General features: G+C 69.1%; 22 protein-coding genes. 12 read left to right on the forward strand and 10 right to left on the reverse strand.

The genetic code is table 11. The features are described from left to right. Nucleotides 1–4 precede the first annotated feature (4 nt). Nucleotides 5–1,771, reverse strand: a complete 1,767-nt coding sequence (aspS, locus tag ABZ195_RS13590; RefSeq protein ID WP_355218417.1) for an aspartate--tRNA ligase — start codon at nt 1,769–1,771, stop codon at nt 5–7. Nucleotides 1,772–1,847: 76 nt separating this feature from the next. Here aspS and ABZ195_RS13595 point away from each other — a divergent pair, with 76 nt between their 5' ends. Together ABZ195_RS13595 and ABZ195_RS13600 are read left to right on the forward strand one after the other, a co-directional pair. Further along, nucleotides 1,848–2,750, forward strand: a complete 903-nt coding sequence (locus tag ABZ195_RS13595) for an oxidoreductase (RefSeq protein ID WP_355218419.1) — start codon at nt 1,848–1,850, stop codon at nt 2,748–2,750. A gap of 37 nt (nt 2,751–2,787) precedes the next feature. Continuing rightward, nucleotides 2,788–3,312, forward strand: coding sequence for an SRPBCC family protein (locus ABZ195_RS13600; RefSeq protein ID WP_355218421.1), 525 nt, complete (start codon nt 2,788–2,790; stop codon nt 3,310–3,312). On the opposite strand, the gene ABZ195_RS13605 is transcribed toward ABZ195_RS13600, so the two are convergent. Further along, complete coding sequence (locus ABZ195_RS13605; protein WP_355218423.1) at nt 3,281–4,777, reverse strand: carboxylesterase/lipase family protein; 1,497 nt, start codon at nt 4,775–4,777, stop codon at nt 3,281–3,283. The two genes, ABZ195_RS13600 and ABZ195_RS13605, sit on opposite strands and share 32 nt — an antisense overlap. 75 nt (nt 4,778–4,852) lie before the next feature. Here ABZ195_RS13605 and ABZ195_RS13610 point away from each other — a divergent pair, with 75 nt between their 5' ends. From ABZ195_RS13610 to ABZ195_RS13630, 5 genes are read left to right on the forward strand one after another with little or no spacing between them, the layout of a single operon-like run. Then, the gene (locus tag ABZ195_RS13610; protein WP_355218425.1) at nt 4,853–5,752 is read left to right on the forward strand and encodes a neutral zinc metallopeptidase; all 900 of its coding nucleotides are present in this window, start codon (nt 4,853–4,855) and stop codon (nt 5,750–5,752) included. Further along, nucleotides 5,749–6,273, forward strand: a complete 525-nt coding sequence (locus ABZ195_RS13615) for a DinB family protein (RefSeq protein WP_355218427.1) — start codon at nt 5,749–5,751, stop codon at nt 6,271–6,273. The genes ABZ195_RS13610 and ABZ195_RS13615 overlap by 4 nt, the downstream gene beginning before the upstream one ends. Nucleotides 6,274–6,305: 32 nt before the next feature. After that, on the forward strand, nt 6,306–6,905 hold the full coding sequence (locus tag ABZ195_RS13620; protein WP_355218429.1) for a TetR/AcrR family transcriptional regulator: 600 nt from the start codon (nt 6,306–6,308) through the stop codon (nt 6,903–6,905). Then, a complete protein-coding gene (locus ABZ195_RS13625) occupies nt 6,902–8,467 on the forward strand; it encodes an NAD(P)/FAD-dependent oxidoreductase (RefSeq protein ID WP_355218431.1) in 1,566 nt (521 codons plus the stop codon). Before ABZ195_RS13620 ends, ABZ195_RS13625 begins: the two co-directional genes overlap by 4 nt. Continuing rightward, the gene (locus tag ABZ195_RS13630; protein ID WP_355218433.1) at nt 8,464–9,291 is read left to right on the forward strand and encodes a mycofactocin-coupled SDR family oxidoreductase; all 828 of its coding nucleotides are present in this window, start codon (nt 8,464–8,466) and stop codon (nt 9,289–9,291) included. Before ABZ195_RS13625 ends, ABZ195_RS13630 begins: the two co-directional genes overlap by 4 nt. Here ABZ195_RS13630 and ABZ195_RS13635 read toward each other — a convergent pair. Beyond that, the gene (locus ABZ195_RS13635; RefSeq protein WP_355218435.1) at nt 9,288–10,043 is read right to left on the reverse strand and encodes an alpha/beta hydrolase; all 756 of its coding nucleotides are present in this window, start codon (nt 10,041–10,043) and stop codon (nt 9,288–9,290) included. The two genes, ABZ195_RS13630 and ABZ195_RS13635, sit on opposite strands and share 4 nt — an antisense overlap. Before the next feature lie 57 nt (nt 10,044–10,100). Further along, on the reverse strand, nt 10,101–10,823 hold the full coding sequence (locus ABZ195_RS13640; RefSeq protein ID WP_355218437.1) for an SDR family oxidoreductase: 723 nt from the start codon (nt 10,821–10,823) through the stop codon (nt 10,101–10,103). A gap of 131 nt (nt 10,824–10,954) precedes the next feature. On the opposite strand from ABZ195_RS13640, the gene ABZ195_RS13645 reads away from it, so the two are divergent. Together ABZ195_RS13645 and ABZ195_RS13650 are read left to right on the forward strand one after the other, a co-directional pair. Then, on the forward strand, nt 10,955–11,794 hold the full coding sequence (locus tag ABZ195_RS13645) for a helix-turn-helix transcriptional regulator (protein ID WP_355218439.1): 840 nt from the start codon (nt 10,955–10,957) through the stop codon (nt 11,792–11,794). Nucleotides 11,795–11,862: 68 nt separating this feature from the next. Beyond that, entirely contained in the window at nt 11,863–12,474 is a 612-nt protein-coding gene (locus ABZ195_RS13650; RefSeq protein ID WP_355218441.1) for an RNA polymerase sigma factor, read from the forward strand. Between the two features lie 34 nt (nt 12,475–12,508). Here the strand turns inward: ABZ195_RS13650 and ABZ195_RS13655 are convergent, their stop codons facing one another. Further along, nucleotides 12,509–13,531 carry an Rv2578c family radical SAM protein gene (locus ABZ195_RS13655; protein ID WP_355218443.1) on the reverse strand — a complete coding sequence of 341 codons (1,023 nt, stop codon included), beginning with the start codon at nt 13,529–13,531 and terminating at the stop codon, nt 12,509–12,511. A 139-nt stretch (nt 13,532–13,670) separates the two neighbouring features. Here ABZ195_RS13655 and ABZ195_RS13660 point away from each other — a divergent pair, with 139 nt between their 5' ends. Continuing rightward, the gene (locus tag ABZ195_RS13660) at nt 13,671–13,874 is read left to right on the forward strand and encodes a cold-shock protein (RefSeq protein WP_056548397.1); all 204 of its coding nucleotides are present in this window, start codon (nt 13,671–13,673) and stop codon (nt 13,872–13,874) included. 129 nt (nt 13,875–14,003) lie between these two features. Here ABZ195_RS13660 and ABZ195_RS13665 read toward each other — a convergent pair whose 3' ends face one another. From ABZ195_RS13665 to ABZ195_RS13680, 4 genes are read right to left on the reverse strand one after another with little or no spacing between them, the layout of a single operon-like run. Beyond that, entirely contained in the window at nt 14,004–14,438 is a 435-nt protein-coding gene (locus ABZ195_RS13665) for a hypothetical protein (RefSeq protein ID WP_355218446.1), read from the reverse strand. Between the two features lie 58 nt (nt 14,439–14,496). Next, complete coding sequence (dtd, locus tag ABZ195_RS13670) at nt 14,497–14,928, reverse strand: D-aminoacyl-tRNA deacylase (protein WP_355218560.1); 432 nt, start codon at nt 14,926–14,928, stop codon at nt 14,497–14,499. 44 nt (nt 14,929–14,972) lie between these two features. Beyond that, complete coding sequence (gene hisS, locus ABZ195_RS13675) at nt 14,973–16,232, reverse strand: histidine--tRNA ligase (RefSeq protein ID WP_355218448.1); 1,260 nt, start codon at nt 16,230–16,232, stop codon at nt 14,973–14,975. Between the two features lie 16 nt (nt 16,233–16,248). Beyond that, nucleotides 16,249–16,908, reverse strand: a complete 660-nt coding sequence (locus ABZ195_RS13680) for an MBL fold metallo-hydrolase (protein ID WP_355218450.1) — start codon at nt 16,906–16,908, stop codon at nt 16,249–16,251. Nucleotides 16,909–17,009: 101 nt separating this feature from the next. Here ABZ195_RS13680 and ABZ195_RS13685 point away from each other — a divergent pair, with 101 nt between their 5' ends. Continuing rightward, on the forward strand, nt 17,010–17,903 hold the full coding sequence (locus ABZ195_RS13685; protein ID WP_355218452.1) for a peptidylprolyl isomerase: 894 nt from the start codon (nt 17,010–17,012) through the stop codon (nt 17,901–17,903). An 18-nt stretch (nt 17,904–17,921) separates the two neighbouring features. Continuing rightward, on the forward strand, nt 17,922–18,947 hold the full coding sequence (locus tag ABZ195_RS13690) for a peptidylprolyl isomerase (protein WP_355218454.1): 1,026 nt from the start codon (nt 17,922–17,924) through the stop codon (nt 18,945–18,947). Here the strand turns inward: ABZ195_RS13690 and ABZ195_RS13695 are convergent. Further along, nucleotides 18,944–21,709: a LuxR C-terminal-related transcriptional regulator gene (locus tag ABZ195_RS13695; RefSeq protein WP_355218456.1), complete on the reverse strand. Its 2,766-nt coding sequence runs from the start codon at nt 21,707–21,709 to the stop codon at nt 18,944–18,946. The two genes, ABZ195_RS13690 and ABZ195_RS13695, sit on opposite strands and share 4 nt — an antisense overlap. Nucleotides 21,710–21,914: the final 205 nt, after the last annotated feature.

Raw genomic sequence — 21,914 nt, forward strand, 5'->3', positions numbered from 1 at the left:
CGTGCTACGAGCCCTTCGGCTTGCCGTCGATGCCCGACTCCTTGCGCTGCTGAGCGGTGATCGGTGCCGGTGCGTCGGTCAGCGGGTCGACGCCGCCTCCGGACTTGGGGAACGCGATCACCTCGCGGATCGAGTCGGTCCCCGCAAGCAGCGCGGTGATGCGGTCCCAGCCGAAGGCGATGCCCCCGTGCGGCGGCGCGCCAAACGTGAAGGCGTCCAACAGGAAGCCGAACTTGTCCTGCGCTTCGTCGTGATCGATGCCCATCATCGCGAACACCCGTTCCTGCACGTCGCGACGATGGATGCGGATCGACCCGCCGCCAATCTCGTTACCGTTGCACACGATGTCGTAGGCGTTGGCCAGCGCGGTGCCGGGATCGGTGTCGAACGTATCCTCCGACTCTGGCTTGGGTGAGGTGAACGCGTGGTGCACGGCCGTCCACGCGCCGGATCCGACGGCCACGTCACCCGACGCGGTCGCCTCGTCGGCGGCCTCGAACAGGGGCCAGTCCACCACCCAGGTGAACGCCCATGCGTCGGGATCGATCATCTCCAGTCGCTTGGCGATCTCGATGCGCGTCGCACCCAGCAGGGCCCGCGCGGACTTGACTGGACCCGCAGCGAAGAAGATGCAGTCCCCCGGCTTGGCGCCGACGTGAGCGGCCAGTCCGTCACGCTCGGCGTCGGTCAGGTTCTTGGCGACCGGTCCGCCGAGCGTTCCGTCCTCGGCCAGCAGCACGTAGGCCAGGCCCTTGTGGCCGCGCTGCTTGGCGAACTCCTGCCATCCGTCGAGGGTGCGACGCGGCTGCGACGCCCCACCGGGCATGACCACCGCACCGACGTGCGGCGCCTGGAAGACCCGAAACGTGGTGTCGGAGAAGTACTCCGTGCAGTCGACCAGCTCGAGACCGAACCGCAGGTCGGGCTTGTCGGAACCAAAGCGGCGCATTGCCTCGGCGTAGGTGATGCGCGGGATCGGCGTCGGCAGGTCGTATCCGACGAGTGCCCAGAGTGCCTTGAGAACCTCTTCTGACACCGCCATCACGTCGTCGGGGTCCACGAAGCTCATCTCCACGTCGAGCTGGGTGAACTCGGGCTGCCGGTCGGCGCGGAAGTCCTCGTCGCGATAGCAGCGCGCGATTTGGAAGTAACGCTCCATGCCCGCCACCATCAGCAGCTGCTTGAACAGCTGCGGGCTCTGAGGCAACGCGTAGAACGAGCCGGGCTGCAACCGGGCCGGCACCAGGAAGTCACGCGCCCCCTCGGGGGTGGACCGCGTCAACGTCGGGGTCTCGATCTCCACGAAGTCATGGCGGGCCAGCACCTCGCGGGCGGCGGCGTTGACCTTGGAACGCAAGCGAATTGCGTGACCGGGACCGGCACGGCGCAGATCGAGGTAGCGGTACTTGAGCCGGGCCTCCTCGCCGGGGGTCTCGTCGAGCTGGAACGGAAGGGGTGCGCTCTCGCTCAGCACCGTCAGCGACGTGGCGTTGACCTCGATGTCACCGGTGGCGATGTCGGAGTTGGAGTTGCCCTCCGGCCTGGTCTCGACGACACCCTGAACCAGGACGCAGAACTCGGCCCGAAGCCGGTGGGCCTGCTCGAGCACCTCGGCATCGCGGAACACCACCTGGCTGATCCCGGACGCGTCCCTCAGGTCGATGAAGATGACACCGCCGTGGTCGCGCCGGCGGTCGACCCACCCGGCCAACGTGACCGTTTGGCCGGTGTCGGTGGACCGCAACGAACCGGCGGCATGACTGCGCAACACGAAGACTCCCTGGGAAGTGCCTGACGAGAGGACTGCCACAGTGTAGTGGTGGCCTCGGCGGCACTACCTTGGCGTGGTGGGCATCTCCATCGCGGTCGTAGGTCCCGGCGCCATCGGCTCGACCGTCGCAGCACTGCTGCATGCGGCCGGCCACCACGTGACGGTGTGCGGTCGCACCGCACGCGCGTCCGTCGAGGTTCGACCCGACCCCGGCATCCTCGGCGGCGAGCCCATGGTGATCCCCGATCCGGTGCGCACGGATCCCGCGTCGGTCGACGGACCGGTCGATGTGGTGATCCTCGCGGTCAAGGACACTCAGAACGAGGCAGCCGCCGCATGGCTCGAGCGGCTGTGCGGTCCCGCCACCACGGTGTGCGTGATGCAGAACGGCGTCGAGCAGGTCGAGCGGGTCGGTCGCCTGTGCCCGGCGGGCACCGCCGTCGTCCCGAGCGCGGTCTGGTTCTCGGCCCAGTCGCAGCCGCAGGGGTGGGTTCGACTGCGGACGCCGGTGCGGCTGGTGCTGCCCGACGACGAGGCGGGTCGCGGGCTGGCCGAGGTGCTGCGCAGCGACTTGCTCACCGTGGAGTGCAGCCCGACCTTCCTCGACGACGCCTGGCGCAAGCTGCTCACCAACGCGGTCGCCGGCCTCATGGTGCTGACGGGCCGCCGCGCGGGGATGTTTCGCCGCGACGACGTGGCGAGCTTGGGCCGCGCCTACCTCGAGGAATGCCTCGCCGTGGCGCGGGCAGAGGGCGCCCGCCTCGGCGACGAGGTGGTCGAGGAGACCACACGGCTGTTCACCGACGTGCCGGAGGATCTGACCACCTCGATCCTCACCGACCGTGAACTGGACCGCCCGCTGGAGTGGGACGTCCGCAACGGCGTCGTAGCGCGCAGGGGCGCGGCGCACGGAATTCCGACCCCGATCAGCGACCTGGTGGTGCCGCTGCTCGCGGCGGCCAGCGACGGACCCGGGTGACCCATCGGGTAGACACCCGGCCATAGAGTGTCCACCCATGGCCAAGACCTACCCCTGCGAACCCGTCGACGCGTCGTTCGTCGACACCGCACCGTTTCGGTTCGTCAGCACCGTCGACCTCTCGGTCACCCCCGAGCGACTCTTCGAAGTCCTTGCCGATGCGGAGTCGTGGCCGCAGTGGGTCAGCGTGATCACCAAGGTCACCTGGACCAGCCCCGAGCCGCGGGGCGTCGGCACCACCCGAACGGTCGACATGCGCGGCGGCATCGCCGGCGCCGAGGAGTTCCTGGCTTGGGAACCCAACGCTCACATGGCGTTTCGCTTCAACGAGAGCACGTCGAACGCCATCGCCGCGTTCGCGGAGGACTACCGGGTGGTGCCGACGCCCGAGGGCAGCCACCTCACCTGGGTGATGGCGATGAAGCCCAACGGAATCGTCGCGCGGCTCGGCATGGAGGTCGCGCGGCCGGTGATGAGGTGGATGTTCCAGCGCTTCCTGCACAATCTGGACCGCTACTGCCAACGGCGGTTCAGTACAAGCCCTCCCACGCCGCCCGCCTGACGGCGTCGGGGTCGGCGACCGTGTCGTCCCGCGTCGAGCGGATCACCCGCGTGCGGCGGGCGACCGCGTCGTAACGCGGCCAGTCCTCGTCGAGTTCGGCGGTCGAGAAGTCGAGCCACGTCCGTTGCATGCGGCGGCCCACCGACGGCTGCACCCGCCTGCCCAGCGGGTGCATCTTGCGGCCCAGGTAGGAGCCGTAGCTGTGCTGCACGTGCACGATCTCGCTGCCGTGCGTGGCGCCGAGTCCCAGCAGCCGCAGACTCCACGCAGCATGGTCGAAGCGGTAGACGTAGGTCGGCGCGTGCGCGGAATAGGCGTCGGCGAACGCCCACGTGGGCGCGCCGAACATCGCGTCGGAGCCGAAGGCGATCAACGCGCGTCGGCGCGGAAAGTCCGGATAGGCGGCCAGCAGCCGGTCCCGGGCGTGCGGTGCGGTCCTGGCGAAGAAATCCTCGACCATCGCCTCCGTAGTCGGCAGCATCGGCGGCTTGCCCCACGCGAACATCGAGGCCTCGTGGCTGTTGGTGCCGACGATCAACGGCACGGATGACACCAGGCCGTGGCGCGCGGCGTCGACCGGGTGCCGAGGCAGTGAGTCGACGCCGTGGGTCAGCCCGTAGGCCAGCGTCGGGGTCTGAGCCGCGCTCTCCCCCTGCAGTCGACCGGCCGCCCGCCGCAGCCGCCGCTGCGGAAGGGACTTCACCTCCTCGACCGGTACGCCGAGCCGCTCGACGAACGTGGCCGCCTGGCGGGCGCGGGTCTCCCGATCGGCGATCAGGGGCAGCGCCGGGCTCTGCGCGATGGCTCGGGAGAACAACCCGTCGGCCAGCGGGCTGGCCAACAACGCCAGCACCGACGTGGCCCCCGCCGACTCGCCGAACACGGTGACGTGGTGGGGATCGCCGCCGAACGAGGCGATGTTCTCGCGTACCCACCGAAGGGCGGCGACCTGGTCACGCAGGGCGAGGTTGTCGTCGAAGCCGGGCCCCAGGTCGCCGAGCTCGAAGCCACCGAAGACCCCGAGGCGGTAGGTCACGTTGACCACGACGACGTCGCCGTTGGCCGCCAGCCGACTTCCGTTGTACAACTGCAGTTGTCCGGCGCCGTAGACGAACGCGCCCCCGGGGATCCACACCATGACCGGCTTCGGGGCGCCCGTCGCCGGAGGGGCGGGTGACCACACCGTCAACGTCAGGCAGGCTTCATCGCGGATCTTCGGGTCGTCGCGCCCACCGCCGACGAAGCTGCGGCCCTGCGGTGGCAACGCACCGTGTTCCGTAGCCTCGCGGATCCCGCTCCACGGCAGCGGAGGCGTCGGCGCCAGGAAGCGCCGCTCGCCGACGGGTTGTTCGGCGTATTCGACGCCCCGCCACACGTGGACGCCGCCCTCGGTGGTGCCGCGAAGGGTGCCGTGGATGGTGTGCGCGACGGTCGGATCCTGCAGGGTTTCGCGCTGGGCAGCCACCGCACGAATCGTAGTGTGGGAAGCTGAACCCGGCTGAAACGGGAGCCATCGGCAGCGTCGACGGACGGGGTGAAGATGACCTTCAACGAGGGTATGCGGATCGACACGAGCACCACGTCGTCCAGCGGCGGAGGTGGTGGCGGTGGGCGCGGTCTGGCCGTGGGCGGCGGCCTCGGCGGTCTGGTCATCGTGGTCATCGCGCTGTTCCTCGGAGTCGACCCTGGCACGGTGCTCCCCCAGCAGGGCACCGGCCAGTACGACCAGCAGGGCGTCGACGCGCCGGGCTTCGACCTGAGCCAGTGCAAGACCGGCAAGGACGCCAACGACATCGTGCAGTGCCGCGTGGTGGCCACGGGCAACTCCGTCGACGGCGTGTGGTCGCAGCTGATGCCCGACTACACCCGGCCCAAGGTCCGGCTCTTCAGCCAATCCGTTCAGACCGCCTGCGGCCCGGCCAGCACCGACGTGGGTCCGTTCTACTGCCCTGGCGACGGGACGGCCTACTTCGACACGTCGTTCTTCGACGTCCTGGTGCAGCAATTCGGCTCCAGCGGTGGCCCGCTCGCGCAGGAGTACGTCGTCGCCCACGAATTCGGCCATCACGTCCAAGACCTGCAGGGCACCCTCGGACGGGCGCAGCAGGGACCCGGCGGAGCCGAGGGCAACGGGGTGCGCACCGAACTGCAGGCCGACTGCTACGCCGGCGTGTGGGCGCACTATGCGGCCATCACCAAGCAGGAGGGCACTGACGTCACCTTCCTGCAGCCCTTGACGGACAAGGACATTCAGGACGCGCTGTCAGCGGCGTCGTCGGTCGGCGACGACCGCATCCAGCAGTCCTCGAGCGGCCGGGTCAACCCGGAGTCGTGGACGCACGGCTCGTCGGCCGCCCGCCAGTACTGGTTCACCGAGGGGTATCGCACCGGCGACGCGAAGCAGTGCGACACGTTCTCGGCCACGGATCTGCACGAGTGACGGACACCAAGGATTGGACCTGGGTCCTCCACGAGCGGTGCCCGGAGTGCGGCTACGACGCCGCCGCCATCCGACCGGATCAGGTCGCCGACCACATCCGGAGTGATGCCGAGGGCTGGGTGAGCAGGCTGGGCGGTGCGTCGGTGACCGGGCGGCCGGCACCGGGCGTGTGGTCAGTGCTCGAGTACGGCTGTCACGTTCGCGACGTGCACCGCATCTTTGGCGAGCGCGTCGGGTTGATGCTCACCGAGGACGAGCCCGTCTTCCCCAACTGGGATCAGGACGAGACCGCGCTGGTCGAGCGCTACGCCGACCAGATGCCCGCGGACGTGGCCGCCGAGCTCGCGCGCGCCGCCCACGAGGTCGCCGACGCCTATGACGCAGTGCCGGACGACGCGTGGTCCCGGCGTGGATTACGCAGCAACGGAAGTGAATTCACGGTCGCCAGCCTGTCGCTGTACCACCTGCACGACGTGGTCCACCACACGTGGGACGTCACGACGGACTCTCGCGGCCGTTGACCACGTTGAACACATATCGCTAGAGTGTTCAAATGCGCGACGGAGCGACACCTGCCCGAGCGGTGTCCCCGGCGCTGCTGACCGCCAATGCCGACACCCTGCGCCGCCTGGGCGCACGACGCTTCAGCCTCACCGCGGTCGCCGAGACCGCCGGGGTGTCGCGCGGCACGGTGCACAACGCCCTCGGCAGCCGTGAACGAGCCATCGGGCTGGCGCTGGAACACCTGGCCGAGACGTTCGTCGACGCCATGGCCGCCGAAGTGGACCGCCACGACACCCTCGCCGAGCAGGTGGCCGCCGCGGCGGTGCTCATTTGCGCCCACCGCCAAGGCTCGGACCTGCTGGCGCCTCGTGGCGTCGACGAGGGAATCCTCCTGCTCTTGTTGCGCAGCACCGGAGACGACCTGGTGCGGCGCGCCGTCGACCTGTGGAAGCCCCTGGTCAAGGCCGCCCGTGGCAACCACGAGGTGGCCCAGTCGACGGATCCCTCACGGGCCGCCGAATGGATCGTGCGCCTCCTGTTCAGCTTCGAACTGCTGCCGCCGATGGGCGTCGACCTCGACAACCCCAGGACGGTCCGACGGTTCGTCGCCGGCCACGCCGTGGCCGGTCTGACCGGAGGGAGCCCGTGATCGAACCCGACGTCGAGGTCGCCGTCATCGGTGCCGGGCCGGGCGGGCTGGCCGTTGCACACGAGTTGCAGCGCAAGGGAATAGCCGACTTCGTCATCCTGGAGCGCGGAGACGACGTCGGCGGCACCTGGCGCGACAACCACTATCCCGGCCTGGCCGTCGACATTCCCACACTGTGGTATCAGCTGTCCTTCGCGCCCAACCCGAACTGGACGCGCCTGTTCGCCCCCGGCCCGGAGATCCAGGATTACCTGCGGGACACCGCGACCCAGCTCGACATCTACCCCCGGCTTCGCACCCGAACCGAGGTGACACGTCAGCAGTGGGACGACGACGCGGGCCTGTGGCGACTGTCGATCCGCGGCCAGCCGGAGATCACGACCCGGTTCCTCGTCAGCTCGGTCGGCGGCTACGTCAACGCCAAACCCGCCGTCGACGTCGACGGCATCGAGGACTTCGGCGGCACCGTCCTGCGGCCCAACTCCTGGGACGACGCCTACGACACCCGCGGCAAGCGCATCGCGGTGATCGGCACCGGTTCCAGCGGAGTGCAGATCGCCGCCGCCCTCTCGGCCGAGGCGGCCCGTCTCGAGGTATACCAACGCACCCCCGCATGGGTCCTGCCCAAGGTCGACTTCGACATCCCGCCGCTGATGCGCCGCGCACTGCGCCTTCCCGGCGTCCTGACCGCCGTCAACGGCGCCGGCCGAACCCTGATGGACCTCGCGATGGTCGCACCGATCGTGCACGTGCTCTCCCGCCTGCCCGACCGCCTGCTGGTGCGGCTCCTACCGGCCTATGACGCCTACTGCCGGGCGCTCTACCGGGTGCTGCTGCGCGCGACCGTCCGCGATCCGGAGACCCGCCGAGCCCTGGTTCCGCGCTACGGCATCATGGCCAAGCGGCCCGTCATCTCCAGCGCGTTCCTGACCGCGCTCAACGACCCGACCACCCACCTGGTCACCACGCCCATCGACCGCGTCACCGTCGACGGCATCCGCACCGTCGACGGTGTCGACCACCCCGCCGACCTCATCGTCGCGGCCACCGGGTACGAGCTGTGGACCGATCCCGAGACCCACCGCCCAGGAACCATCATGGGCGCCAACGGGTTCGACCTCGCCGAGTACTACCGCAGCCACGGGCTGCGCGCTTACGCCGGCACGGCCCACCCGCGCCTGCCCAACAGGTGGGAGATCGTCGGGCCGCTTGGCTTCGTGGGCTTCGCCTGGCCAGACTTCGTCGAGACCACCGCGCTGCACGCCGTCCGGATCATCGACGAGACCCGTCGGCGCGGCCATCGGGTGGCCGCAGTCAGCCAGAACGCGTTCAACCGCTGGAACGCCCTGATGGAGCGCCGCGGCAAGACCGCGCGACTGTACTTCACCGACTGCAACCCCGCACTCAACACCTACTTCGTCAACTCCCAGCGCGACACGGTGTACCACCGCCCCCAAACCATCACCGGTGCACGGCGATTCGCTCGTCATTCTCCGCTGTCGGACTACGAGACGAGCTGCCGCTCCCCCGTGACCGCCCACCCGAAGGAGCAACCGGCATGACGAGCACCGAGCAACCGTTGGCAGGCAAGGTCGCCTACGTCACCGGCGCCGCCCGCGGCCAAGGTCGTTCGCACTGCGTGCGGTTGGCCCGCGCCGGCGCCGACGTCATCGCGATCGACGCCTGCGGACCGGTCGCGGCGCACAACGGATACGAACCCGCCACCTCGCAGGATCTCGCGGAGACCGTCGGCCTCGTCGAGGGCGAGGGCCGCAAGATCATGGCCTCGACCGTCGACGTCCGCGACGCCGAGGGCCAGCTTCGCGTCGTCACCGAGGGCGTCGAGCGCTTCGGCCGCCTCGACGTCGTGGTGGCCAACGCCGGCGTGCTCAATTGGGGCCGGCTGTGGGAGATCTCGGCCCAGCAGTGGCAGGAGACCCTCGACGTCAACCTCACCGGCGTGTGGAACACCATCCGCGCCACCGTCCCCGCGATGATCGCCGCCGGCAACGGCGGATCCATCGTCAACGTCAGCTCCGCGGCCGGCATCAAGGCCGTCCCCGGCTGTGGGCACTACTGCGCGTCGAAGTTCGGCGTCGTCGCCCTGACCAATTCGCTCGCCGTCGAACTGGGAGAGTTCGGCATCCGCGTCAACTCCGTGCATCCCTACGGCACCGACACCCCGATGGGCAACGACGTCTCGATGTACGAGATGTTCGCCGCGCACCCCAACTTCATCCACAGCTACTCGCCCGGTGCGCTGCCCACCGACTCGCTGGCCGCTCCCGACCTCATCTCCGACATCGTCGTCTGGCTGGCCGGTGACGCGTCATCGCTGGTGACCGCCGCCCAAATACCTGCCGACAAGGGTTATCTGAAGATCTAGCGATTCGCCCGCCAGAAGTCGACGAGCACCTGCGCGGTGCCCGCGGGGTCGTGCGTCATCCACCAGTGGCCGAGTCCGTCGAGCACCTCGACCCGGGCGCCCGCGCGGGCCGCGGCACCGCGGCGCTGCTCGTCGGTGCCGACCATGTGATCCTCGGTCGGCAGCAGGGCGAGCCCGGGCCGCGCGGCGGCGGCCTCCAGACGCCGACCCGCGGCGGCCACGGCGGGCTGCGCCGCCGACCGGTACAGCGCCAGGATCGACCGCGCCATCACGTCGTCGAAGCCGGGCGACACCCGAGCCGCGACCTCGGGCGCCATCCCCGCACCGACCAGGAAGCCCGCCCGCTCCGAATCGCCCATCTCGACGAACGCGGCCACGACGTCCTCCCCCACACCGGGGGTCTGCCACTGCTGGGCCAGGTCGTGCCAGACGTACTCCGGATCGAACACACCGGGAATGTCGGAGGCCCAGGTGCGCACCAGGTCCGGCCTCGCCATCACGGCGTTCACCACGTGGCCGCCGCCCCAGTCGTGTCCTAGCAGGTCGACCGGCTCGTCGACGGCCTCGAGCTGGGCGACGAGCCAGTCGCGGTACCCGTCCATCGTGGTGCTGAACCCGTCGGGAACCGGCACGCCGAACCCCGGCGGCGACAACCGGCGAACGTCGTCTTCCCCCATTGCGCTCAGCGCCTCGACCAACCGATCCCACACCGCCGCGGTCTCGGGTACGCCGTGGACCAAGATCACCGTCATCGTCGTCTCACCATCATCGAAGGGTAGATGCCGCGACGACGTCTCGGCACAGCACCCTCACCGCTGCCGCACGGGCCGCACCACGATCTCGTTGACGTCGACCTCGGGCGGCTGTGCCACCGCGAACGCCACGGCGTCGGCGATCGCCGACGCCGGGATCGCGTGCCGTCGGTACTCCGACATCGCCTGCTGCGCAACGGGATCGGTGATGGTGACCGCCAATTCGGATTCCACGACCCCCGGTGAGATCGTGGTGACGCGCACACTCGGGGGCGACTCCAACCGTAGGCCCTCGGTGATGGCCCACGCCGCATACTTCGTCCCGCAGTAGACCGCGGCCGTCGGTGTGACCGCGTGGGCGCCGATCGAGGCGATCGTCACGAAGTGGCCGGCTCCCTGCTCGCGGAACGCATCCGAGCAGGCCGCGATCCCGTGCAGCAGCCCACGCACGTTGACGTCGATCATCTGATTCCACTGCTCGACCAAACCGGCGTCCAGACGCGAGAGTGGCATCACGCCGGCGTTCGCGACGAACACGTCGAGGCGGCCATACCGCTCGACCGCTGCGGCCACGGCGGTACGCACCGCGTCGAGGTCTGTGACGTCCAGGGCGCACGGGTCGACGCCGTCGGTACTCGCCGCGAGATCGTCGAGTAACTCCAGGCGGCGGGCGGCCGCGATCACCCGGTGTCCGTCGGCGGCGAGTCGTTCGGCGATCGCCCGGCCGATGCCGCTGCTGGCACCGGTGACGAAGGCGATCTTCTGCGAGCTGGTGACCATGTCTGGTTCCTCCTGGGCGGGTCGGCGTCGACCACCACCGTGCCGGGGACGAGCAGTCTCGGGGAAGACCGCGCGGCACCTGGGTGCGACACACCCAGGCTGAGGGAACGAGCCGTGGGTACCGTGGGCTCGTGCCGGAAACTCGCCCGGAAGCCGACCTTGGCGCCTTCCTGCGCGCCCGGCGTGCCCGCGTCAGCCCGGACGACGCGAACCTGGGCGCCCACGCGCGGCGGCGGCGGCGCGTCCCAGGCCTGCGCCGCGAGGAGGTGGCGTTGCTCGCCGGGGTGAGCCCGGACTACTACACCCGCCTCGAGCAGGGCCGCGAGCGCCATCCCTCGGCGGAGGTCCTCGCCGGGCTCGCCTCGGCGCTGCAGCTGACCGACGACGCCCGCGACCATCTCTTCCGGCTGGCCGGGGCGGCTCTCTTGACAGTGGCACCCTCCGCGCGCGAGGTCGACCCCGCCCTGGTCACGCTGATGGATGCGTGGCCGCACAACCCGGCGCTGATCTATGACCTCGCCTATGACGTGGTGGCGTCCAACGCCATGGCCGACGCCCTCTTCGGCGGGTGGCAACACTCGCGGAACCTGCTTGAGGTGGTCTTCGGCGACCCTGGCGCCCGCACGTTCTACGTGGATTGGACCCAGGTCGCCGCCGACGCCGTCGCCGGCTTCCGGTTCAACCACGGCAGGCATCCCGCAGACCGCCGCGTCCGAGCGGTCCTCGCGAAGATGCTGGCCGACTCCGCCGAATTCACCGACTCGTGGAACGGCCACGACGTCCGTGGAAAGAGCCTGAGCCAGAAACGCTTTCAGCATGACGAGGTCGGCCGCATCACCCTGACCATGCAAGCCTTCGACGTCCGTTCCCGGCCCGGCCAAGAGCTCGTCGTCTACCACGCCGAGCCCGGCTCGCCCAGCGCCGACGCCCTGAGTCTGCTGGGCTCGCTGACCGCGAGCGTCGAGAACTGACGCGGGCTTCATCGAATCTCCAAGGAAACTTCACCCGGACTCCCGGACCGACCTCGACCATGGGAACCATGACGCCCACCCGGTCACTCCCGCTTCCCGTGCGCACCGCCACCCCGGTACGCCTCACCGGGTCGTTCGACGACGACGTGGCCTCGCAACGGCCGGAGCTGCACCGATACGCGACGAGGCTGACGCGGAACTCCTGCGACGCGGAGGACCTCGTCCAGGAGACACTGCTGAGGGCGTTCAAGGCCTACGGCCGGCTTCGATCCGACACCTACGTGACGGCGTGGTTGTTCACGATCGCGAGAAACACGTGGTTCAGCATGTGCCGCGCGTCGAACCGCCGACCCGAAGTGCTCCTGGCCGACGTCGGCGATCGCGCGGCAACGGCGGCCGAGGCGGTCATGTCCGCCTCCGCGGAGGTCGAGGCGCTTCGGGACGAGATCGATCCCGATCTGGTTGCCGCACTCGCGGGTCTGTCGCAGGAGATGCGCGCCACCGTGTTTCACGTCGTCCTCGGCGACATGCTCTGTCGTGACGCCGCCGACCTGCTGGGGGTGTCGACGAACACGGTGCTCACCAGGATGCACCGGAGCAGGCGGGCATTGCGCCGCGCGCTCACCGTGGCCGACGGTTCGACGAGCCCGACGTGGTTGGCCCACAACGCAATTGCTTGAAGAAACGCATGGAGATCGGCCGGAGACCGTCAGGTCAGAACAGGGTCGGCGGGGCCTCGGCGATCACCGGCGGTGGCGGCGTTGGCGCGGAGCCCAACCGGAACGACCGGTGGTCACCCGCCAACCCGTACTTGGCCAGCAGCGGCGCCGCGCGCTGACGCAGCTCGTCGCGGTAATTGGCCGGCAGATAGGCACCCCGGCCGTACAGCTCGCGGTAGGGCCCGACCAGCTCGGGCCGCGACCGGGCCAGCCAACCCATGAACCAGCCGCGCGTCGACCCCCGCAGATGCAACCCGAACACCGTTGCGCCGGCAGCGCCCGCCGAGGCCACCTGAGCCAACAACCCGTCGAGGTGCTCGACGGAATCGGTGAGCATCGGCAGCACCGGTGCAATCATCACGTGACAGTTCAGGCCGGCGTCGACGATGGCGCGAATCAGCTCGAGCCGGGCTCGTGGCGACGGCGTGCCGGGCTCCACCTCCGCGTGCAGATCGGGGTCCCCCACTGCCAGCGACACGGCCACGCTGACGTCGACTGCTCCCGCGGCGTCCACGATGAGCGGCAGGTCACGGCGCAACAGCGTGCCCTTGGTGAGGATCGAGAAGGGCGTCCCCGAATCGGCAAGCGCACCAACGATTCCCGGCATCAACGCGTATCGCCCCTCGGCACGTTGGTAGGGATCGGTGTTGGTGCCCAGCGCCACCGTCTGACGCGTCCAAGACGCACGCGCCAACTCTCTGCGCAAAACCTCGACGACGTTGGTCTTGACCACGACCTGGGTGTCGAAGTCCGCCCCGCTGTCGAAGTCCAGATACTCGTGGGTGGGCCGGGCGAAGCAATACCGGCAGGCATGGCTACACCCTCGATAGCCGTTGACCGTGAAGGCGAAGGGCAGCTGACTGGCGTTGGGCACCTTGTTCAGCGCCGACTTGCACAGCACCTCGTGGAAGGTGATGCCCTCGAACTGCGGCGTTCGCACCGACCGGACGAATCCGATGCGCTGCAGGCCTGGCAACGCACCGTCGTCTACCCCTACGCCCTGACCGTCCCACCGCATCTACCGAGTCGAACACGTGTTCGATGAAAAAGTCAATCGGCGAATTCGGTGTTCTTTAGTGAGATGCACGAGCGTTTGTGCAGTAGACTTTCCGGTGGGTGTAAGACACATCCGCTCCTGATGAAAGAAGTAAAATAGTATGGCACAGGGAACTGTGAAATGGTTCAACAGCGAAAAGGGCTTCGGCTTTATCGCCCCCGACGACGGCTCCCCGGATGTCTTCGTCCACTACTCTGAGATCCAAGGCGGCGGCTACCGTTCGCTGGAAGAGGCTCAGCGGGTTCAGTTCGATGTCGGACAAGGTGCGAAGGGCCCCCAGGCCACCGGAGTTACCGCGATCTAAGAACTTCCTTCTATGGGCTGGCAAGGTGCAAACCTTGCCAGCCCATAGTTCGTTTTGGGGGTCGCCGACCCCGCCGGCCAACTGCCGCAACGGAATCGGCGCTCGCCCCCGGCTATGCGCCGGGAACGACTACCACTGGCCGAGCTGGCACTGCAGGTTGTAGGGCGCATCCTGTTGAACGGCCACCTGGCCGTCGACGGTGATGTCGCAATGCGGATTGGGCGCGGCGCGGCCACCGTGGGTGGTGCTGCTGACGGTGAAGATCGCCCACTGCGGATCGGCGAGGGTCGTCTCGAACACCCACGGAGCGCCCGGCGACACCGTGACCGACTCCTTCTTCAGGTAGGCGTAGGAATCGGCGTTGTACGCCTGCTTGTCCGGCGGCTGATTGACCAGGTAGAAGAGGTCGAAGTCGGCGGTGTCACCAGTCGAGAGGGTGTACCGGACCTGATGTCCGGCCGGGTTGGGCTCGGCATTCGCCGTGGCCTGCGTGGTGAGACCTGCCGACGCCACCAACGCCGCCACTCCGAGGGCCGCCCCGATCTTGCCTGTCACGTTTCGCATGATGGTCACATCGTCGAACGCTACCGGACCGTTACATCGCACCCCACCCGTCACCCGGTCAGAGCTCCAGCAGCACCGTCACCGGCCCGTCGTTCACCATTTCCACCTGCATGTCGGCACCGAAGACGCCCGTCTCGACGTGTGCGCCGAGGTGTCGCAACTCGTCGCCGAAGGCCGTGACCAGCGGCTCGGCCATCGGCCGCGGGGCGGCGGCATTCCACGACGGCCGCCTGCCCTTGACCGTGTTGGCGTAGAGCGTGAACTGACTGACCACCAGGATCGGCGCCCCCAGGTCCGCGGCCGATCGCTCGTCGTCGAGGATGCGCAGCCGCCAGAGCTTGTCGGCCAGTCGCCTGGCGACGTCCTCGTCGTCGTCGTGGGTCACGCCGACCAGAGCCAGCAGGCCCTGCCCGTCGGGACGGATCTCTCCGACGACCGCACCTGCCACAGTCACGCGCGCCGAGGTCACCCGCTGCACCAGTACCCGCACGCTCGCCGATGCTGCCACGCACGCCCTCGCCACGAGGGGGCAGGTCAGGTCAGGCGGGAGAGGACTTCTGCCACCACGGCGTCGACGCTCGTGTCGACCTGGTCGCCGGTTCCGAGTTCCTTGACCCCGACCGTGCCTGCCTCGACGTCGCGATCGCCCGCCACCAGCGCGATCCGCGCACCGGATCGGTCGGCGGCCCGCATCGCACCCTTGAGCCCGCGGTCCCCGTAGGCGACGTCGACGCGAACGCCGGCTGCCCGCAGGGCCCCCGCCAGCGTCACCAGCGTCAGCTTGGCCGCATCGCCCAGCGGGACGCAGAACACCTCGACACGGGCGGTCTCCCCCACCGTCTTGCCCTCGGCCTCGAGCGCCAGCACGGTGCGGTCGACGCCGAGGCCAAAACCAATGCCCGAGAGGTCTTGTCCACCAAGCTGTTTCATCAAACCGTCATAGCGGCCACCGCCACCGATCCCCGACTGCGCACCGAGACCGTCGTGGACGAACTCGAAGGTCGTCTTCGTGTAGTAGTCCAGACCACGCACCATCCGCGGGTTGATCACGTAGGGCACTCCCAACGCGTCCAGGTGTCCGAGCACTGCGTCGAAGTGCTGCTTGGCGCCCTCGGACAGGTGGTCGATCATCAGCGGCGCCGCGGCCGTCATCTCCCGCACGTGCGGACGCTTGTCGTCGAGCACCCGCAGCGGGTTGATCTCGGCCCGACGTCGGGTGTCCTCGTCGAGATCGAGGCCGAACAGGAAATCCTGCAACAACTCCCGATACTGCGGTCGGCACGTGTCGTCGCCGAGGGAGGTGAGCTCCAGCCGGAAGCCGTCGAGGCCCAGCGAGCGGAAGCCCTCGTCGGCGACGGCGATGACCTCGGCGTCGAGCGCGGGATCGTCGACCCCGATCGCCTCGACACCGACCTGCTGCAACTGCCGGTACCGTCCCGCCTGCGGCCGCTCGTAGCGGAAGAACGGTCCCGAGTAGCGCAGCTTGACCGGCAGCTGACCGCGGTCGAGATTGTGCTCGATCACCGCGCGCATCACACCTGCGGTGCCCTCCGGGCGCAGCGTCACCGAGCGCTCGCCACGGTCGGAGAAGGTGTACATCTCCTTGCTGACCACGTCGGTCGACTCGCCTACGCCGCGGGCGAAGAGCGCGGTGTCCTCGAAGATCGGCAGCTCGACGTGGCCGTAGCCAGCGCGGCGCGCGGCGTCGAGCAGGCCCTCGCGGACCGCCACGAAACGGGCCGACTCCGGCGGCAGATAGTCCGGAACACCCTTGGGCGCTTGAAAGTCACTCACGTGCAGCACATTTCAGTCAGATTCCTTCGAGGAACGGGTTGGTGCGGCGCTCGGCACCGATGGTGGACCTGGGACCGTGCCCCGGCAGTATCACGGTGTCGTCGTCGAGCACCAACAGCTTCGACACGATCGAGGTCAGCAGGTCGCGCCCGCTGCCGCCGTAGAGATCGGTGCGCCCGATCGACTGCTTGAACAACGTGTCGCCGGTGAAGGCGAGCTCCGACGGCCCCTGTGCGACCCGGAAGACGACCGACCCTCGGGTGTGCCCCGGGGTGTGGTCGACGGTGACGGTGACGCCGCCGAGTTCCACCTTGTCGCCGTCGCGGTCGAGTTCGACCACCTGACGCGGTTCGCGGAACATCGTCGACAGGGCAAGCTGCGCAAGACGGGGCCCCAGCCCCTTGATCGGATCGGTGAGCATCTCCCGGTCCTCGGGGTGGATGAACACCGGGCAGCCGTAGGTGTCGCCGACCTTCTGCGCCGACCACATGTGGTCGACGTGGCCATGGGTGAGCAGGACCGCAGCCGGCGTCAGCCGGTTCTCGTCGAGGATCTTGCGCAACGGCGCCATCGCCCGCTGTCCCGGGTCGACGACGATCGCGTCAGCCCCCTGCTTGGTGGCCAGCACGTAGCAGTTGCACTGCAACATGCCGGCTGGAAACCCTGTGAGGAACACGGCACCAGTTTCCCATCCGCACCACCCGTGGGTCGCAGCGCCTCTTCTCAGGCATTGCTGGCACACTCGGTGCCGATCACGAACACGAGGAGGACTTCGCGGTGCCGACTAACGAGCAGCGGCGGGAAACGGCCAAGCGCAAACTGGAGCGGCAGCTCGAGCGCCGTGCCGCCCAGGAGCGCAGGCGACGCCTGGTCACCATCATCGCTTCGGTGGTGGGCGTGCTGCTGGTCATCGGCGCCGTCGTCGCGACCGTGGTCCTGACCGGCAAGGACTCCGACACGCAGGCCTCGGCCGACACCTCGACGCCGTCGAGTTCGGCGGCGGCACCCACCCCCGCCGGCGGCACCCTGCCTCCGTTCGTCGCCCCGGCCAACCTCGGCGCGGACTGCCAGTACCCCGCGACCCCGGGTGAGCCCGCCAGCAAGAAGAACAACCCCCCGCGCACGGGCAAGGTGCCCACCGAACCGGCCCAGATCAGCGCGTCGATGACGACCTCCGAGGGCAATCTCGGTTTGCAGCTCGACAACGCCAAGGCACCCTGCACGGTCAACAGCTTCGCCAGCCTCGCGCAGCAGGGCTACTTCAACGACACCCCCTGCCACCGGTTGACGACGTCGCCGGGCCTGTCCGTCCTGCAGTGCGGAGACCCGACCGGCAAGGGCACCGGCGGACCCGGGTACGGCTTCGTCAACGAATACCCGACCGACCAGTACCGCCCCGACGACCCCGCCCTGCAGGCGCCGGTCGTGTACCCGCGCGGCACGCTGGCGATGGCCAACACCGGAGCCCCCGGCTCCAACGGCAGCCAGTTCTTCCTGGTCTACAAGGACTCCCAACTGCCGCCGAACTACACCGCGTTCGGCACGATCGACGCGACGGGCCTGGCGACACTCGACAAGATCGCCGCCGCCGGCGTCGTGCCCGGTGACCGCGGCGCAGACGACGGCGCCCCGAAGACGCCCGTGCAGATCAAGTCGATCCAGCTGGACTGACGTGGGACCGCGCCCGTCGTGACCACCCCCCCGCCCCCGCCGTACGGCGCGTACCCACCTCCGCCACCCGAAGGGTGGTACCCGCCGCCCGGTGCCGGGGGCTACCCGCCGCCCCAGCCCCCGCGGACCAACGGTCTGGCGATCGCGTCGCTGATATGCGCGTTCGTGTTCTTCCCGCTGGGCATCGTGTTCGGTCACATGTCGCTGTCGCAGATCAAGAAGACCCGCGAGGGCGGTCACGGTCTGGCCGTCGCCGGCCTAGTCGTCAGCTACGTGGTCGCGATGCTGACGGTGGTGGCCGTCGTGGCAACGGTCATGCTGGCCGGCGTCCTGGTTCGCTACGCCGAGGAGATGGACGCCAATCGCCGTTCGGGGGCACCGGGTGCCACGGCCGCCCCGGCGACCGGCCAACCCCTCCCGCCGTTCAAGCCGTCGGCGACGCTCGGGTCCAATTGCCAATACCCGGCGACGACGACACCCGCGAGCAAGCCGGTGCAGCCACCGCGGACCGGCCGCATCCCGACCACCCCGGACACCGTGCCAGCCACGATCACCACCAACGCCGGCGCGATAGGGCTGGAACTGGACAACGGAAAGTCTCCCTGCACCGTCAACAGCTTCGTCAGCCTGGCCCAGCAGGGGTTCTACGACGGCACTTCGTGTCACCGACTGACGACGTCGAGTGACTCCGGGCTGCTGCAGTGCGGCGACCCGTCCGGCGACGGCAACGGCGGACCCGGCTACCGCTTTCCCAACGAGTACCCGACCAACCAGTACCGCCTGGCCGATCCCGGCCTGCAGTCGCCCGTTGTCTACCCGCGCGGCACACTCGCGATGGCCAACTCGGGGCCGGGCACCAACGGAAGCCAGTTCTTCGTCGTCTACCGGGACTCGGACCTGCCGCCGACGTACACGGTGTTCGGCTCGGTCGACGAGACGGGCCTGACCGTCGTCGACCGGATCGCGGCCGGTGGGGTTAAGGACGGCGGCGAGGACGGCACACCCGCGTCCCCGGTGACCATCGCGTCGATCAGGCTGGACTAGTCCTCGTCATTGACCATGCGCTGGCCAAGTTCAGCACGTGAGTGGATGCCGAGTTTCCGGTAGACGTTGGCCAGGTTGGTCTCCACCGTCTTGGGGCTGATGAACAGCGTCGTCGCGACCTCGCGGTTCGTCATGCCGGACGCGGTCAGTTCGGCGACCCGTCGCTCGGAGTTGGTCAGTGTGGTGGCGGCGTGCGGTCCGACGTTGACGCGTCCAAGTTCGGCGCGGGCGCGATTCGCCCACAGCGCGGTGCCAAGACTCTCGAAGGTGGCGAGCGCTTCCCGCAGGATGTGAGCACTGTCGACGTTGCGCCGTTGGCGGCGCAACAACTGGCCCACGAGGAGTTGGGTTCGGGCGCGTTCGAACGGCATGGGAACCCGGTCGTGCTCCGTCATCGCGCGGTGCGCGGCGTGGCCTGCGGCGGTGACGTCGCCGCGGGCGGCAAGCAACATCGCGCGACACCGGCCGCCCACGGCCAACATCCAGGCGCGGTCGAGTCGACGACCGTTCTCCTCGAGCACGCCGACCAATCGTTCGCATTCGTCGAACCGGCCCAGTGCGATCATCGCCTCGGCGGCATCGGGGACGAACGAGCCCAGGAAGATCTCCGTGGCCCGAGTGGCGTCGTTCAGCCTGTGCAGCAACGGTTCTACGCGCGAGAGGGTCGCCTTGTGGTCACCCACCGACAACTCCAGAAATCCTCCGATCGCGATCGGCCAGGCCGCCAGAATGGAAGAGCCTGCGCGGTGGCTGGCCGCCAGCGCCTCGTCCGCGGCGGCGCGCGCCTCGTCGACTCGGCCCGCGTAGACGGCAACGGTGGCCCTCATCGTGAGCGCGGCCGAGAGCATCACGTCGCCGCCCATCAGCAACGCCCTTCCCATGGCGTCCTCGGCCAGACGGGCGGCCTCGACGAACCTCCCCCGCCACACATGCGTGATGAGGTAGTTGAACGCCACGAACATCCACTCGCCGTCGTCACCGCGGTCGACGCAGTCTCGCTCGATCGCCCGGAATTGCTCACTCGACCGTTCGAGCTGACCGGTCCACGCGAGCAGCATCGCATTCTGCATCCGCGGACGAAATGCGACCGGCGTGGCGGCGTGGCGGTCCTCCAAGGCGAGCGCGCGGCACAGGCCGACCTCGTCGAGCCCGTGCCCTGCGAGGAAGCCCACCATGACTCGCATGCCGAGCGCTTGGCTCACGCGATGCGACTGGCCAAGGTGCTCGGCGTGGGTGGTGGCGTCGTCGGCGGTGTCCACGGCTGCGGTCAGTTCCCCGAGGTTCAACAGCGCGAAGGACAGGGCGGTCAACACGTCGACTCGGAGTGGGAGTTCGTCTCCGACGTCGTCGAGTGCAGCCCGCAGAACGGCGACGGCCCCGGGGAGGCTGTCTCCGAACACGAGTACGACACCGAGCAGACTCGCCGCCTGAGCGCGTCGAACGCCCGGTGGCAGCTGGTCGACGATCTCCTCGAGAAGGTCGCGGGCCTGTCCAGGGTTTCCCGCGTCGAAGTGATGCCTGGCCAGACTGATCCGGCGCTCCGGCGTGTCGCCGCCGAGTCCGATCGCCATCTCGACGAGTTCGGCGGCAGCGGCGGGCGCACCGCGAAGGCGCGTCGTTTCGGCAGCCGCGTCGAGTGCGTGCAGGATGCGTTCGTCGCGGCTGGTCGAGGACAGGGCGAGGTGACGGGCGCGGAGTTCTGGTGGCTCGACGACGGCGGCAAGGCGCCGATGCATTCGCCGACGCCGAGCGGGCCCCACGTCTGCGTAGAACCCGTGAGCCAGCAGAGGGTGGGCGAAACGCACTCGGCCAGAGTCGATTACGACGATGCCGTTGGATTCGACTTCCTCGAGTAACTCCATCACTCGCTCGACGTCGACCTCGATGGCAGCCGCGATCTGGTCGACGGTGGGCGCGGCCAGGCACGCCGCGGCGAGCAGAGCGTCACCGGCTGCGCCATCGAGGTGGCCGATCCGCGCCCGCACCACGTTGGCCAGGGTGTCTGGCATCGTCGTGGCGGCATTGGCGTGCGTGGCGTCGACGACGCGGGCGAGTTCGAGGGCGTAGAAGGGATTTCCGCCCGACAGCTCGTGGATGCGCGCCAGCATCGGCCGGGGCAACGACCGCCAGGTGTGTTGACGCACGACCGCGTTCACCTCACCCAGGCTCAAGGGGCCCAGGCGAATCCGGGTGATCGCCTCGGGGCGGTGGGACTGCAACCACGACACCGCGCTGTCATCGCCCTGATCGGCGCGGACCGTGGCCAGGACGCTGGCCCGTCTGGGCAGCCGTCGGATGGCGTAGCCAAGGACCAGGGCGCTGGAGGCATCCAGCCACTGCAGGTCGTCGATGGCCAGCAACACCGGCGCGGACTCCGCCAGATCACCGATCACCGACAACACCCCAGCGGCGACGGCGCGCTGGTCGGTGGCTCCGGTGTCGGCGTCGGCGGTCACCAAGACCTGGTTGACGGCGAGACGCTGGGGGCGGGGCAGAGCCGCCAAGATCCCCCCGTCGAGCGGTCGCAGGAGATCGGCCAGCGCGGTGTAGGCCAGCACCGACTCCGCCGCGGCCGCGCGGGTCGACAGCACGTGAAATCCGAGGTCTCTGGCGAGATTCCGGCCGGCCACCCACAGCGTGGTCTTGCCGATCCCCGGTTCGCCCTCCAACGCCAACGCAGAGGCCTCATCCGCCCCGGTGAGGAAGTTGGCGATGGTCTGCGCCTCCGCCTCGCGGCCGACGACGGACGGCGGACCACCCATGCATCCTCCTTGGAACACGCTGTGAGGAATCGTAACCAACTGACTGCGGCGATGAGCCTCGATCGTCGGGGGTGGCGCTGCTCGGCCGCGGAAGTCGCGAACGCACCGCACCCCCCTACAGGGCTCGCCCGACGATGGGGAAACACCCGATGTAGTTGCGGGTTCGGCCCCCATAACGTCGGTGCCACCGGCGGTCCCGCACGGT

Source organism: Mycobacterium sp. NPDC006124, assembly GCF_040614235.1.
In the GTDB taxonomy this organism is placed as follows: Bacteria; Actinomycetota; Actinomycetes; order Mycobacteriales; family Mycobacteriaceae; genus Mycobacterium.

Coding starts and splice junctions, on each gene's coding strand:
- ABZ195_RS13600 (WP_355218421.1), top strand. CDS start 2,788: ATGGCCAAGACCTACCCCTGCGAACCCGTCGACGCGTCGTTCGTCGAC.
- ABZ195_RS13610 (WP_355218425.1), top strand. CDS start 4,853: ATGACCTTCAACGAGGGTATGCGGATCGACACGAGCACCACGTCGTCC.
- ABZ195_RS13620 (WP_355218429.1), top strand. CDS start 6,306: ATGCGCGACGGAGCGACACCTGCCCGAGCGGTGTCCCCGGCGCTGCTG.
- ABZ195_RS13630 (WP_355218433.1), top strand. CDS start 8,464: ATGACGAGCACCGAGCAACCGTTGGCAGGCAAGGTCGCCTACGTCACC.
- ABZ195_RS13635 (WP_355218435.1), bottom strand. CDS start 10,043: ATGACGGTGATCTTGGTCCACGGCGTACCCGAGACCGCGGCGGTGTGG.
- ABZ195_RS13640 (WP_355218437.1), bottom strand. CDS start 10,823: ATGGTCACCAGCTCGCAGAAGATCGCCTTCGTCACCGGTGCCAGCAGC.
- ABZ195_RS13650 (WP_355218441.1), top strand. CDS start 11,863: ATGACGCCCACCCGGTCACTCCCGCTTCCCGTGCGCACCGCCACCCCG.
- ABZ195_RS13655 (WP_355218443.1), bottom strand. CDS start 13,531: ATGCGGTGGGACGGTCAGGGCGTAGGGGTAGACGACGGTGCGTTGCCA.
- ABZ195_RS13660 (WP_056548397.1), top strand. CDS start 13,671: ATGGCACAGGGAACTGTGAAATGGTTCAACAGCGAAAAGGGCTTCGGC.
- ABZ195_RS13665 (WP_355218446.1), bottom strand. CDS start 14,438: ATGCGAAACGTGACAGGCAAGATCGGGGCGGCCCTCGGAGTGGCGGCG.
- ABZ195_RS13695 (WP_355218456.1), bottom strand. CDS start 21,709: ATGGGTGGTCCGCCGTCCGTCGTCGGCCGCGAGGCGGAGGCGCAGACC.